The organism is Natrinema versiforme, from assembly GCF_005576615.1.
GTDB lineage: Archaea > Halobacteriota > Halobacteria > Halobacteriales > Natrialbaceae > Natrinema > Natrinema versiforme_A.
Window position 1 is genome coordinate 470157 of the sequence record NZ_CP040330.1, and the last position, 13030, is coordinate 483186.

The window sequence follows — 13030 nt, forward strand, 5'->3', positions numbered from 1 at the left end:
TTTACTGATAAACCCTTGTAGGCATATTCGGCAATCACGGTTATCGAGGGCCCGCGATATCCTACCAGTAGAGTAGACAGGCTATTACGTCCGATATCGGTCTGCTCAGATTTCCCATCACGGCGCGCAGAGCGCGCATCACGCAATTACCCCCATAGGGGCAACCCTAAGGAACTATTATACAGGGCTACTTTCAGATTCTATATTGGATGGTCGGTGAAATTGTCACTTCACTGGGATCGGCCGCAGTAGGCGGAATAATCGGTGCTGCAGCAACTTTACTCTCTTCGTTTGGATTACATAAGCGAAGAATGAATAATAAAGAGGAACGAATTCGATTAGCTATAATAACAGAACTGAAAAGTACAGAAATTGATGGAGATGGTGATAAGAATAAAAGCGTATTCCAAAATACTATGGAGTATGTGAAAAACCAAGAAAGGGTGCCAGAGAACGGCTTAGCAGATAAAACAGTATATGAAAATGTGTCGAATGAATTAGGATTGTTGGAGAAAGAAGAAGTCAAGAAGATAGTGGAGTATTATTCTAGCTTAAATACATTAAATAGTATGACTGACAATATTAGTGGTATCATCGATCGGGGAGAGATCAATGAGAATGACGCAAAAGTATTTGTAAGACAATTATCTATAACTGATGAGCATCGAAGAGAAGCAATAGAAACCTTGGAAAGGAACCAAGATAGCTAGTTCTATAGTCGAGATAAGATATGAGAATTCAAGTCCGGTTTCAATAGTTTCTCACTTCGACCTCAATTTCATCTGGATCAACATCAGTTCATTCGGATAGCGGATCAGTAAACAGATCCGCACCACCCGACAGCCCCGACAACGCGTCAGCAGCAAGCACCGCGGCCCCGCCGGTCCATGTCGGCCGCTCGCCGGGCCAGAACGCCTCGTCCGCGAACTGGTAGCCCGTCCAGAAGACCCCCTCGTCGTCGGTCCACTGGAACAGCCACTCGTAGATCTCACGCGCACGCTCCACCCTCCCCACCGCGGCAAGTGAAACCACGAGTTCGCAGGACTCGGCGACGGTCACCCACGGCTCGTCCGCGACGCAGCGACAGCCCAGCCCCTCCTCGAGAAAGCGATCCATCCCGTCCTCGAGCCGGTTCCGCGCCGGGTCGCCGGTCACCACGCCACAGAGGACGGGATAGAACCAGTCCATCGCGTAGCGGGACTTGCTCTCCCACGTGCGGTCGAACCGGTCGGGTCGCTCGCGGATCGCTTCCCCGAGTCGGGTGCGGGCCTCGAGCCACCGGTCTCGAGGGGCGTCGCGCTCGAGTTCGGCCGCGATGGCCGCGCCGCAGGCCAGACTCTTGTAGAGCGAGGCACAGCCGGCGATCAGGGCGTCCTCGTAGACCGCGCCGTCCGCGCCGACGGTCCAGTAGATCTCGCCGGTCGGGGCCTGCTGGCGACACGCGAATTCGAGGGCGTCCCGGACCGTGGGCCACAGCGACTCGAGAAAGTCCCGGTCGCCGGTACACAGGTAGTGGTGCCAGACGCCGACGGCGACGTAGGCGCTGCGGTGGGTCTCCTTGCGCGGCTCGTCGCCGTCGTGGGCTCCCTCCTCGCCGTCGGCGTCGCCGTAGGTCGCCCACAGCGCGCCGTCGTCGTGCTGTGCGTCGGCAATCCAGCGGTACGCGCGCGCGGCGGCCTCGCGGCGGCCGGCGACCGACAGCGCCATCGCGCTCTCGACGTGATCCCACGGGTCCGCCGGCCCGTCGGGGTACCAGAGCACGAGCCCGTCCGATCGCTGGACGCGCTCGATGTAGTCGACCGCCGGCTTGAGCCCCCAGTCCGAAAGCGACGCCCGCGACGGGCCGTCGCTCACGCCTGCCCCTCCAACTCGAAGTAGTAGACGACGCTCTTGCCCAGCGCGGGATCGAGCGCCCGCTCGAGCAATCGCACCGGCCGGGGCGACTCGAGCACGTCCCACTCGAGGAAGCGGTCGTAGGCCCGCAGGGGCAGCGGCGGGTCCCCGCGCTCGTCGCGGTCCCACCAGAGACACTTCAGCCACCAGTACGGCGAGTGCAACGCGTGGGCGAAGTGACTATCAACTCGCCGGAACCCGCGCCGTTCGACGGCGGCCCGCAGCTCCTCGCGGTCGAAGATGCGGACGTGACCGCCCTCGACCTCGTGGTACTCGTCGGACAGCGCCCAGCAGACGCGTTCGGGACCCTCCCGCGGGACGCTGACCGCGAGCGTCCCGCCCGGCGCACAGACCCGACGCAGTTCGTCGATCGCGGACTCGTAGTCGGGGAGGTGCTCTAACACCTCGGTACAGCAGACGACATCGAACGCGCCGTCCTCGAAGGGGAGTCGAAGCGCGTCGCCGGACAGAAAGGTGACTGGCACGTCCGACTCCGGGGCGATGTACTCCTCGTAGTCTGCTCGGGCCGCTTCCAGATTCGACCGCTCGAGGTCGAGGCCGACGACCTCCGCGACGTTCTCGAGGGCGGCGGCGTGGACGTGTCGGCCCTCGCCACAGCCGACATCGAGGACGCGCATTCCCGGCGTCAGCGTCAGCCGATCGAAATCGATCGTCTCCATCTCAGGCCCCGTTCCCCTGCGTTTCGATCGCGTCGCGGTACGTTCGAACCGTCTCTCGGGCTGCTCGTTCCCAGTCGAACTCCTCGACGATCCGCTCCCGGCCCCGCTCGCCGAGTCGCCGGCGGCGCTCGTCGTCCGCGAGCAGGTCGCGGATCGCCTCGGCCAGCGCGTCGGCGTCGCCCGGTTCGACGAGGACGCCGGCGTCGCCGACCACCTCCGGCAGTCCGCCGCCGGTGGTCGCCACCACCGGCACGCCACAGGAAAGCGCCTCACCCGCAGGGAGGCCAAAGCCCTCGTAAATCGAGGGGACGACCGCCACGTCGGCGGTCCCGTAGAGGTCGACCATCCGCTCGTAACTGATCTCGCTGTGGGTCTCGATCGCGTCCGCGATGCCCAGTTCCGAGACGAGTCGGTCGCAGTCGCCGCCCTCGTCGAACTCGCCGACGACGACGAGTTCGGCGTCGATCGAGTCCCGAACGGCCGCGAACGCCTCGAGCAGGTGGCGAGCCCCCTTCAGCGGCACGTCGGCGCTGACCGTCGTCATCACGCGCAGTTGCTCGGCGTCGCGGTCGACGGGTTCGAACAGGTCCGTGTCGATGCCGTTGTGGACGACGCGGATCGAGTCGGGATCGGCACCGAAGTCGGCGACGGTGCGGCGTTTGGCCGACTCGGAGACGGTCAGCACGTGGGGCAGCTCCCGGACGACCTCGCGTTGCATCCGAAGGAATCGGTACCACCGGCGGATCAGCAGCCGCTCGCTCCAGTCGTCGGCCGCGGCGAGGGCGGCGTCGCGGTCGACGGTGATCGGATGGTGCACCGTCGCCACGACGGGGTGGCCCCGCTCGCGGAGCGTGTGGAGGCCGTGACAGAGCGACTGGTTGTCGTGGATCACGTCGTACTCGGGGTCGCGCGCTTCGAAGTAGTCGACGACCTGCCGGCCGAAGACGTAGGGGTCGGGAAAGCCGCCGGTGAGCGCGCTCAGCCACTCGTACAGCGCGAGCGGGTCGCGGAGATAGGACGTTTCGAACTGCCCCAGCCGATCGAGTTCGTCGACGATGTTCTCGCCGGGCAGTTTCACCAACCCGACGTCGTCGTCGAGTTCGGGGTAGGGTTTCCCTGAGATCACGTCGACGGAGTGGCCGAGATCGGTCAGCGCCCGACTCAGGTATTTCACGTAGACGCCCTGTCCACCCGAATAGGGGTTGGAGCGATAACTCAGGAGACAGATATCGAGCGGACCGTCGGGACGACGCTCCGCCTCGAGTGACGGCTCCGACTCCGTCGTTCCCGCGGCGGTCGTTCCCGTCGCCGACGCGGACGAGGAAATCACACTCCCCGGGAGAAGCCGTCTCAGCGTACCAGTGACCATCGCAGTCTATCCGTCACGTGTAGGCACTCCCCTATAAACCTCCCGCTCGTGTACTGTTTCTTGATAGTGTTCGATCTCGAGACGTGGTCGGCTTGGACGGCGGATGCCGGACCCGAAGACGCCGTTTCCGTCCTCGAGTGCGCCTCTCGCTCGAATCTATCAAAAGCGATGGAAGCCGTTTCCGGGCTGGATAGTTCGACGTCGCGTCAGATCCCGGACTGGTTCGGTGTCGAGGCGGCTCTCGCGGCGCTCGTTATCGAGCGTCTCGACGCATCGCGATCTCGAACCACGGACAGAGTCGGAGCTGTCGGTACCACTCCGGGTTCGAGTGGAGTCGCTCGTAGGGGACCCACATCAGACCGGCGACCTCCTCCTCGTTGGGATCGAGGCTGCGGTCGGAGAGGGTCAGTTGCAAGACGGCACAGACCTCGTGTTCGACGCCCGCGTTCTCGAAGTAGCGCTTGTACTCGAAGCGGTCGGTCAGTTCCAGATCGTCGTACTGGTCGGGGGTGATCCCCAGTTCCTCCTCGAGACGTTCTCGGGTCGCCTCCTCCTGACTCTGGCCCTCGACGGGGTGGGAGGCGACGGTGCCGTCCCAGTAGGTGCCCCACAGGCGCTTGTCCGGCGCTCGCTGGGCGAGCAGGACGTTCCCCTCGCCGTCGAAGACGAGCGAGGTGAACGCGCGGTGGCGGATCCCGTCGCCCGTGTGGGCGTCGAGTCGGTTGACTAGCTCGAGTTCGGTGTCGTCGGCGTCGACGGCGATTACGTCCTGTCCCGCGTTCTCGTGTTGCAGGTCCTCCTCCGGCGTGCTCATACCTCCACAATTACGACGGCTCTTGAAACCAGTATCGTCTCGTCGCGGGTGTTTCGAATCGATAGCGTCGGTGACGCTACCGATTCGTCGGCCCCTCGAGCGGCCACAGGTCCCCGTCGTCCGGATCGGGCTGGTAGCCCTCACCCACGGGAATCGTCAGCGTCTCCGCGTCCGTCTCGAGGTGCAACGTTTCGGTCTCGAGCATCTCGCCGTCGAGACTGTACTCGACGGAGTCCTCTCTACTCTCAATCGCGAGCGACGGCGTTCGCCGCCGGACGATATGCGTGCTGTCCTGTCCGATCAGTCCCTCCAACGCCGCCCCGCCGACCAGATTCGTCGCCGCGGCGTCCTCGACGATCGTGACCTCGAGCAGGCCGTCTTCGACGTGGGCCTGTGCGGTCCGTGCGCCGGTAAAGCGCCGACAGTTGCCGATGAGGACGAACAGCGCCTCGCCCTCCCACGCCCGCGCCGTCTCGCCGTCCGGCCCCGGGGCCGTCTCCACCCGGAGCGGGAGCGAGTCGAACTCGCCGACCGTCTCGAGCGTGTTCTTCACGTACGCGAGCACGCCCAACTCCGCCTTGCTCTCCGCGGACGTCTCGCCGCTCGCCTCGGCGGTGATCCCGCCGACACAGGAGTTGACGAAGGCCCGGCCGTTCGCCGTCGCGATATCGATCGCTCGTCGCTGGCCCTCCTCGATCACCGTAAAGCCGTGTTCGATCCCCCGAATTCCGATGTTCGTCGCGAAGTTGTTACCCGTTCCCGCCGGGACGACCGCGACGGTCGTCGTCTCGAGTTCGTCCGCCGCGTCTACGCCGTTGACGACGGCGTTGAGGGTGCCGTCGCCGCCGGCCGCCGCGACGAGGTCGGCGTCGGGTGCGGCCTCGCGGGCGAATCGCGTCGCGTCACCGGCTTCCTCCGTCCGACGAATCTCGAAATCGTGCTCGGCGGCGAGTTCGACGACGGTGTCGACGTGGTCCCCGCTGCCGCTGACGGGATTGAGAACGAGAAGGCGGTCGCTCGACTCCGCGGATGCCATACTGCAGTGCATGCCGGCCGCACGCAAAAGGGTCTGCCCGGCGTTTGCACGACCATGTACGCGGTCGATCTCCACGCACACACGCGATTCTTCCACGGTCGGCGATCGCTCGGCGACCGGTTCGACCCGCTCGGTGTCAGACTGCTCGCCGAAGCGGCCGACCGGCGCAGCCTCGACGGCGTCGCGACGACCAACCACGATTACTACACGGCGTTCGATCCGTCCCCCGACGTCGAGACGCTGCCGGGAATCGAGATCACGACCGATCAGGGCCACGTCCTCGTCGTCGGCCCCGACCCGCCCGCGGCGACGAAACCCGGGGCGCTCTCCCCCGCGGAGGCGGTCGCGCTGGCCCACGACCGCGACTGCGCCGCGATCGTCGCCCATCCGTTCCGGAACAGTACGGTACGCGAACTCGAGGACGTGCCCTTCGACGCGATCGAGGTCAACGGCAAACACCCCCGCTCGCGGCCGCTGGTCGAGCAGTTGGCCGAGGAGCGGGACCTCCCGCTGGTCGGCGGCAGCGACGCCCACTACCCCTTCGAGGTGGGCCGGGCGTACACGATCGTCGAGGCTGACCGGCTCACGCCCGAGTCGATCGTCGATGCGATCCGCCGCGGCGATGTCAACGCGCGCGTTTCCAAATCGGGATTCGACCGCCTGCTCCGCCGCGGCTACCGGGCGATCCACGAGCGCAAGCACGTGATCGACGCGATCGAACGGCCGACGCCGGGTGTCGGGAAGCCGCCGGGCGAAGACCGTCCTTGAATAATCGACGGGAATAATATGATTTGTTGACTATCGGCGGCGTAATGGGAACGCTCTACATCTGTATCGATGAAAGCGGTGTTCCCAGTTCTGGTAATTGTTTTACCGTCGCTGGATGCTGGTTCGGATCAGACCGTGACCGTCCGCAGGATATTCTCGTCTCGACCAGTCAAAAACTTCTCTCGAAGGCAGCGACACTCGAGTCGCTTTCCTCGCCGCCATCGGAACTGAAAGGGAAGGACTACGATTCATCAACGCTCGGAAGATTGATCAGTCACCTCAAACAGCTCATGTACGAGGACGATTCGATCCGTTGCCCGTCTCGAGCATGGTCGATGAGTTATCTGCTCGGGTTTACAGTGACGATGGTCCAGCCCGATATCAGCGCTGTCACCGTCGACGGGTTAACAAATAACGAACTCGCGATTCCCGAGATCATGAAACGGCTCGCACTTAATACAGTTCTCACCCCGTTGTTCTCCGCTGGCCTCGTAGATACCTCATCGTACGATCGTGTCCGAGTCTTACTGGACGCTACGGTGTGGAAGCGGGCAGCGAACGAATTTCAACGGGCTACCGAATCGAGACTCTCAACGGATACCGAAATCGACTATGCCACTCGAAATAGCAAGGCAACACCGGGGATTCAGTTCGCTGATATCGCCGCTGTGAGTTGGCGACGAAACCTCTTAACTGGCGACTGTAGTACTGCGTCAGGACTTCTTCACGATCTTCGATTCGCTAGATGAAAACCGGGAGCAGCAACAGAGGGCTCATACCCCGTCACAGCGGGATCATCGACCCCTGTACCACTCACTCGAGTACAGATTATCGCGTCTCAGATTTATAGCTTTCGGCATTCGCACCGCGTAGATTGGTCACCCTAGTTCCTCGTCCAGAATCAACCGCGTCTTCGTGCTCACGACCTCCTCCTGATCGCGGGCTTTCGTGATGAGATCGTTGACCCCGCGCGTGTCCGCGGCGTCGACCACGAGGACCACGTCCTGCTCGCCCGAGACCATCCAGACGAAGTCGACCTCGTCCCACTCGGCCATCCGCTCGGAGACCCCTTTGGTGTCGACGTCGACCGCGACGCTGATCTCGAGCATCGCTTGGACGTTGCCGGTCCGGGTCGAGATGGTAAAGCGTTCGAGGATGTCGTCGTCCATCATACGCTCGACGCGGTTGCGGACGGTCCCCTCGCTGGTTCCAACCTCGTCGGCGATCTCGGTGTACGGCGTCCGGGAGTCTCGCCGGAGGATATCGAGGATCTGTCGGTCCAGGTCGTCCATGGAGATGCGTACCTACGTGTGACCCGCACTTACCGATTACGAAAATCGTAACTGAGCTTCGAAGACAACACTTATGATGGTCCATCCGATACGTAGATCGTAATGACGGAAGCCTACGTCGCACTGGAAGGCGGTCACGTACTCGAGGGACGTGGCCGTGCAGAAGGGACGGCTCGCGGTGAACTCGTTTTCACAACAGCGTATACCGGTTACGAGGAGAGTCTGACCGACCCCTCCTACGAGGAGCAGATCCTGACCTTCTCGTACCCGCTGATCGGCAACTACGGCGTCCGCGAGGAGCGGTTCGAGGACGACCGCGTCCACCCGCGTGCCGTGCTCGCGAAGGAACTCACCGAAGACGTCGTCGACTGGCTCGCAAGCGAGGGCGTCCCGGCCGTCGACCACCTCGACACGCGGGAGGTCGTCACCGACATCCGCGACGGCGGTGCGATGAAGTGCGGCATCGCCGTCGGCGAGGACGTCACCGAGGACGACGCACTCGAGCAACTCGAGCAGTGCAAGGCCATGAGCGACCACACCGATATCGGCGCACAGGTCAGCGTCGACGAGCCCGAGGTCCACGGCGAGGACAACGACGGCGAGACCGTCGCCTTGATCGACTGCGGCGCGAAGGGCTCGATCGTCGACTCGCTGCTCGCCCGCGACGCGACGGTCCACGTGTTCCCCTACGACGCGAGCGTCGACGACGTCGAGGCCGTCAACCCTGACATCCTCTTTATCTCGAACGGCCCCGGCGACCCGGTCAACTTCGAGGGGGCGATCGGCCTCGTCGAGGCGTTCGTCGAGGACACGCCCGTCGCCGGCATCTGTCTCGGCCAGCAGATCGTCGCCGAGGCGCTCGGCGGCACCACCGAGAAGATGACCTTCGGCCACCGCGGTGTCAACCAGCCCGTCCTCGACCTCGAGTCCGGGCAGGTCGTCATGACCACCCAGAACCACGGCTACACGGTCGCCGAGCCGGGTGAGCACCTCGAGGTCACCCAGATTAACGTCAACGACGACACGCCGGAAGGGATCGACGGCATCGAGTACGACGTGATCACCCGCCAGTACCACCCCGAAGCGAACCCCGGCCCCGAAGACACCCTCGACTTCTTCGACGACGTGCTCGCCATGGCTTCCGAGCGAGCGGACACGCAGGCGGTTCCCGCCGACGACTGAACGTCGCCACTGACCGCCGACTGCAGCCGTTTTCCTATCCGTTTTGCTGCAACTGATCGACACCGGTAGCGCCGGTTCCGGTTCCATCTCGAGACGGAACCGTCCCCTGCCCGAGTCGATCCCTGGTCCGACGAGATGGCCGCCCGCGAGGCGGGCTGATCGCCGCTCGAGGTTGCGTTCCGCGCTTGCCGTCTCAGAAGTCGCCAGTAATGATGTTCGCGACGCGCTCGCGGTCGAACAGCGTCGCGTCCGCGAACGCGTCGGGGTAGATGTCTTTCGCGGCACGTTCGGTCTGGTAAAAGTTGATGATCGGTCCCTGGTCGAGGTAGCCGCCGTTGTAGACGGCTCCGTCCTGGACCGCCGTCACTTCGCTCGCGGCGGGATCCTCCCGCAGCGGTTCGATGATCGACTCCCGGAACGCCGACTCGGAGACGCCCTCCTGTCCGCGGACCAGTAGCACGTCGGGATCGACCTCGATGATCGTCTCGAGGTCGACCGTGCCGCCGTCGCCGGTGTAGTGGCCCACGTCGCTGGCCACGAGCGCGTCGGTCAGGCCGAGATCGCGCCACTGCTTGGTGCTGACCCCGCCGTCGTCGAACCGGTAGGGATGAAACTCCGTCGGCGGCAGGTCGGCCGGATAGACGAGCATCGCGTTCGGTCGCTCCTCGGCCGGCAGTCGCTCGTCGATCGTCGCGAGCATCTCGTCGTGGAGGTCGACGAACGCCTCGTAGCGCTCTCGTGCCTGAAAGACTTCGGCCATCAGTTCGAAGGCCTCGTAGAGGTCGTAGTACCGGTAGTCGTGCCACTCGTCGCTGCGTCGCCGGATGAAGTTGCCGAAGAAGGGACCAAGGGCCGTTTCGATCTCCTCGACGTCGGACTCGCTCCAGCCGTACCAGTTGAGCAACTGGTTCGGCTCCATGAAGTGGGCCTCGGCTTCCAGCTCGTAGAACAGTTCCTTATCGACGCCGTTGTCGTTTAGCTGCCGAACCGCGGACTCGTCGAACTCCACGCCCGGAAGCTCGTCGTAGGCCTCCGTCGCGTATCGATCGTGCCCCTGAATCCCGAGCGTCTGACCGCCGCCGAGTGCGAACCCCATGTCCGCGTAACTCGGCAGCAACGCGGTCCACTCCTCGGGCGGTTCGTCGAATTCGACGGCTCCCATCGGTTCCATCGAGACCGTGTACGGGCCGTCGCTCGAGTCGTTCGAGTCACTGGGTCCGTCGTCACTGACACACCCCGCCAAGAGCGCGCCGCCGATAGCCGCTCCCGTCCCCACCAATTGCCGCCGCGTTGTCTCAGTCCGTCGCATACCGACCATGTTTTAGGCTGGCCTAAAAACTATACCGGTTCGGTTGGGCGTCGTTCAGCGGAATTGACGTGAAGAGTCGTCTCAGTTCCCGTACCGGTCCGACTGCGATAGCGAACCGAGCATGAGGGTGACACCGGCGTCGGGTCGGCGATCGCGTTCGCAGTCCGCAATCCGCCCCGGTCTCAGAAGTCCCCGGTAACGATGTTCGCGACGCGCTCGCGGTCGAACAGCGTCGCGTCCGCGAACGCGTCGGGATAGATGTCGTTCGCAGCGCGTTCGGTATGGTAGAAGTTGATGATCGGCCCCTGATCGAGGTAGCCGGCATTATAGACGGCCTCGTCTTGGACGGCTTGGACCTCGCTCGCGACTGGGTCGTCCTGTAACGGCTCGAGGACCGCTTCCTGAAACTCCGAGTCGGACTCACCGCCGTGATTGCGCACCAGCAACACCTCGGGATCGATGTCGAGGAGCGTCTCCAGATCGAGTGTCCCCCTATCGGTGTAGCTGTAGTGGCCCACGTCGGTCGCGGCGAGTGCATCCGTCAGTCCGAGATCGCGCCACTGTTTGGTACTGATCCCGCCGTCGTCGAATCGGAAGGGGAAGAACTCGAGGCCCGAGCCGCTGGCCGGGTAGAGGAGCATCGCGGTCGGTCGCTCCTCGGCCGGCGGCAGTCGCTCGTCGATCGTCGCGAGCATTTCGTCGTGGAGGGCGACGTACGCCTCGTAGCGCGCTCGTGCCTGGAAGACCTCGGCCATCAGCTCGAGGGCCTCGTAGAGGTCGTAGTAGCGGTAATCGTGCCACTCGTCACTGTGGCGGCGAATGAAGTTGCCAAAGAAGGGCCCGATCTCGTCTCTTACTTTGTCGACATCGGACTGATCCCAATCGTACCAGTGTGTCAATATGTGTGGGTCGATAAAATGGGCGTCGGCGTTCATCTCGTAGAACAGTTCCGTGTCGACGCCGCCTTCGGTCAGTTCCACGATGTCGTCCTCGTCGAACTCGATGCCGGGAAGTTCCTCGTACGCGTCGGTCCCGAACCGAGCGTGGTCCTGAATCCCGAGTGTCTGCCCGCCGCCGAGTGCAAACCCCATGTCCGCGTACGTCGGCAGCAACGCGGTCCACTCCTCGGGCGGGCCGTCGAATTCGACCTCGCCCATCGGCGCGATCGAGACCGTGTACGTCTCGCCGCTCGAGGTGTCCGTACCGCCGCCGCTGATACACCCTGCGAGGAGCATCCCGCCGGTAACGGCCCCCGAACCGATGAATTGCCGCCGCGTCGTTTCGCTCGATCTCATCGCCTTCAGATTTTTAGGCCGGCCTAAAAACAATATCGGTTGCTCGGTCGTTGCGCCGATCGGCGTCCAACCCTGTGTCGCCGCCGTCGGAACCGTCGTCAGTCAGCTACGCTCCGTCGGTGACGATCTCGGTCACGCGCTCGCGGTCGAACAATCGTTCGTCCTCGGGTATCTCGGGGTAGGACTCGCCGTCCTCGTAGCCGGGCCACTCGCCGAACTGCTCGGGGTAGAGCTGCTTGGCCGTCATCTCGAGTTGGAACAGGTTCATGATCGGACCCTGATACCGCATGCCGCTGGCAACGACCCGGTCGTTCTCGACCGCGGTCAGGTCGCTGCCCGCGGGGTGGGACGCCAGTCGCTCGCGAATGTCGTCGATGGCGTACTGCGACGTGATCCCCCAGATGTGGAGGATCACGTCGGGATCGGCCTCGAGCATCGTTTCGTAGCCGATGTTGCCCCAGTCGTCGTCCGGCCAGTCGATGTCTTCGAGCGCGTCGTGTGCGCCAAGCGGTCGCGTTTCGGCCTGCCAGAAGCCGGGCGTGTTGAGGTGGTAGGTGTAGAAGACGCCGTCCCCGAGCGTGACCCGCGCGACCGTGGGCCGTTCGCTCTCGGGGGGCAGGTTCGACTCGATGTGTGATCGGGTCTCCTCGTAGACCTCGTTGAGTGCCTCGTACCGCTCCGCTTCCTGAAAGACGGCCGCGACCTTCTCGAAGAGTTCCCAGAGCGTGTAGTACTCGTAGCTGTCCGCGTAGGCCTCGGCCGGCTCGCTGTGCACGCCGCTGTGGTAGCTGCCGATCCACGGGCCGACCGTCTCGGTGATCTCGTCGATGTCTCCCTCGCTCCAGTCGGGCTGGGTCGTCAGAACGTAGGAGGGATCGAGGAAGTGAACGTCGCTCTCCGCGTTGTAGACTGTTCTTTCGTCACGCCGCCGTCGAGCGGGTTCTCGAGGCCTTCCCACTCGAACTCGCTGACGCCCTCGAGCCGGTCGTAGAACTTGTTCATCGTGGTCCCCGACATCTCCGGGGCGAAGAGCGTCTGGACCGCGTCGCCGTGGCCGAGCGCGACCGCCATGTCGGCGTACTGCGTGAACGTGACGAAGGCGTTCTCCGGGACGCTGTCGAACTCGACATCGCCCATCGGTGCCATCGACACCGTATACGAGTCTCCCACCCCCGAGTCGTCGCCGGTTCCGTCGAGACAGCCGGCCAGCGCCGCGCTCCCGACTGCGACTCCCGTTCCGAGGAATCCCCGTCGCGTTCGATCGAACTGCTGCGGTCTGTCCATACGCTTTAGGCTCCCCTAACAATTCAAAAAGCGTTCGGTTTAGGCCGGCCAAAACCATCCCGAACTGATACGGTGCGACCGCGAAGCGTCCGCTTTTCCGATCGGCGC

At 63.6% G+C, this 13030-nt stretch carries 12 protein-coding genes and 1 pseudogene; 4 read left to right on the top strand and 9 right to left on the bottom strand.

Translation table 11 applies throughout. From position 1 onward, the window contains the following. Positions 1–209 precede the first annotated feature (209 nt). Positions 210–710 (top strand): hypothetical protein, encoded by a 501-nt coding sequence (locus FEJ81_RS02290; RefSeq protein ID WP_138243747.1) that lies wholly within the window; start codon positions 210–212, stop codon positions 708–710. A gap of 88 nt (positions 711–798) precedes the next feature. Here FEJ81_RS02290 and FEJ81_RS02295 read toward each other — a convergent pair whose 3' ends face one another. From FEJ81_RS02295 to FEJ81_RS02315, 5 genes are all read right to left on the bottom strand, one after another. After that, positions 799–1854: a prenyltransferase gene (locus tag FEJ81_RS02295; RefSeq protein ID WP_138243748.1), complete on the bottom strand. Its 1056-nt coding sequence runs from the start codon at positions 1852–1854 to the stop codon at positions 799–801. Then, positions 1851–2573 carry a class I SAM-dependent methyltransferase gene (locus tag FEJ81_RS02300; RefSeq protein ID WP_138243749.1) on the bottom strand — a complete coding sequence of 241 codons (723 nt, stop codon included), beginning with the start codon at positions 2571–2573 and terminating at the stop codon, positions 1851–1853. Before FEJ81_RS02300 ends, FEJ81_RS02295 begins: the two co-directional genes overlap by 4 nt. 1 nt (position 2574) lies before the next feature. After that, a complete protein-coding gene (locus FEJ81_RS02305) occupies positions 2575–3942 on the bottom strand; it encodes a glycosyltransferase family 4 protein (RefSeq protein ID WP_138243750.1) in 1368 nt (455 codons plus the stop codon). 253 nt (positions 3943–4195) lie between these two features. Beyond that, on the bottom strand, positions 4196–4756 hold the full coding sequence (locus FEJ81_RS02310) for an NUDIX hydrolase (protein WP_138243751.1): 561 nt from the start codon (positions 4754–4756) through the stop codon (positions 4196–4198). Positions 4757–4832: 76 nt separating this feature from the next. Then, entirely contained in the window at positions 4833–5792 is a 960-nt protein-coding gene (locus tag FEJ81_RS02315) for a diacylglycerol/lipid kinase family protein (RefSeq protein WP_138243752.1), read from the bottom strand. Between the two features lie 54 nt (positions 5793–5846). Here FEJ81_RS02315 and FEJ81_RS02320 point away from each other — a divergent pair, with 54 nt between their 5' ends. Continuing rightward, complete coding sequence (locus tag FEJ81_RS02320; RefSeq protein ID WP_138243753.1) at positions 5847–6560, top strand: PHP domain-containing protein; 714 nt, start codon at positions 5847–5849, stop codon at positions 6558–6560. Between the two features lie 44 nt (positions 6561–6604). Next, positions 6605–7309, top strand: coding sequence for a DUF3800 domain-containing protein (locus tag FEJ81_RS02325; RefSeq protein ID WP_138243754.1), 705 nt, complete (start codon positions 6605–6607; stop codon positions 7307–7309). Positions 7310–7438: 129 nt separating this feature from the next. Here the strand turns inward: FEJ81_RS02325 and FEJ81_RS02330 are convergent, their stop codons facing one another. Continuing rightward, positions 7439–7852 (bottom strand): Lrp/AsnC family transcriptional regulator, encoded by a 414-nt coding sequence (locus FEJ81_RS02330; RefSeq protein WP_138243755.1) that lies wholly within the window; start codon positions 7850–7852, stop codon positions 7439–7441. 102 nt (positions 7853–7954) lie between these two features. Between FEJ81_RS02330 and carA the strand changes: the two genes are divergently transcribed. Beyond that, entirely contained in the window at positions 7955–9034 is a 1080-nt protein-coding gene (gene carA, locus FEJ81_RS02335; RefSeq protein WP_138243756.1) for a glutamine-hydrolyzing carbamoyl-phosphate synthase small subunit, read from the top strand. Between the two features lie 193 nt (positions 9035–9227). Here the strand turns inward: carA and FEJ81_RS02340 are convergent, their stop codons facing one another. The 3 genes and pseudogenes from FEJ81_RS02340 to FEJ81_RS02350 all read right to left on the bottom strand — a co-directional run bounded on the left by FEJ81_RS02340 (position 9228) and on the right by FEJ81_RS02350 (position 12922). After that, positions 9228–10196 carry an ABC transporter substrate-binding protein gene (locus FEJ81_RS02340; RefSeq protein ID WP_138246695.1) on the bottom strand — a complete coding sequence of 323 codons (969 nt, stop codon included), beginning with the start codon at positions 10194–10196 and terminating at the stop codon, positions 9228–9230. A 329-nt stretch (positions 10197–10525) separates the two neighbouring features. After that, positions 10526–11500: an ABC transporter substrate-binding protein gene (locus FEJ81_RS02345; RefSeq protein ID WP_138246696.1), complete on the bottom strand. Its 975-nt coding sequence runs from the start codon at positions 11498–11500 to the stop codon at positions 10526–10528. A 244-nt stretch (positions 11501–11744) separates the two neighbouring features. Beyond that, a pseudogene (locus FEJ81_RS02350) lies at positions 11745–12922 on the bottom strand (ABC transporter substrate-binding protein). Between the last annotated feature and the right edge of the window lie 108 nt (positions 12923–13030).

Bases quoted from the DNA above. Each gene is read 5' to 3' on its own strand.
- FEJ81_RS02325 (WP_138243754.1), top strand. From the start codon at position 6,605: ATGGGAACGCTCTACATCTGTATCGATGAAAGCGGTGTTCCCAGTTCT.
- FEJ81_RS02310 (WP_138243751.1), bottom strand. From the start codon at position 4,756: ATGAGCACGCCGGAGGAGGACCTGCAACACGAGAACGCGGGACAGGAC.
- FEJ81_RS02330 (WP_138243755.1), bottom strand. From the start codon at position 7,852: ATGGACGACCTGGACCGACAGATCCTCGATATCCTCCGGCGAGACTCC.
- FEJ81_RS02290 (WP_138243747.1), top strand. From the start codon at position 210: ATGGTCGGTGAAATTGTCACTTCACTGGGATCGGCCGCAGTAGGCGGA.
- FEJ81_RS02300 (WP_138243749.1), bottom strand. From the start codon at position 2,573: ATGGAGACGATCGATTTCGATCGGCTGACGCTGACGCCGGGAATGCGC.
- FEJ81_RS02315 (WP_138243752.1), bottom strand. From the start codon at position 5,792: ATGGCATCCGCGGAGTCGAGCGACCGCCTTCTCGTTCTCAATCCCGTC.
- FEJ81_RS02320 (WP_138243753.1), top strand. From the start codon at position 5,847: ATGTACGCGGTCGATCTCCACGCACACACGCGATTCTTCCACGGTCGG.
- carA (WP_138243756.1), top strand. From the start codon at position 7,955: ATGACGGAAGCCTACGTCGCACTGGAAGGCGGTCACGTACTCGAGGGA.
- FEJ81_RS02340 (WP_138246695.1), bottom strand. From the start codon at position 10,196: ATGGGAGCCGTCGAATTCGACGAACCGCCCGAGGAGTGGACCGCGTTG.
- FEJ81_RS02305 (WP_138243750.1), bottom strand. From the start codon at position 3,942: ATGGTCACTGGTACGCTGAGACGGCTTCTCCCGGGGAGTGTGATTTCC.
- FEJ81_RS02345 (WP_138246696.1), bottom strand. From the start codon at position 11,500: ATGGGCGAGGTCGAATTCGACGGCCCGCCCGAGGAGTGGACCGCGTTG.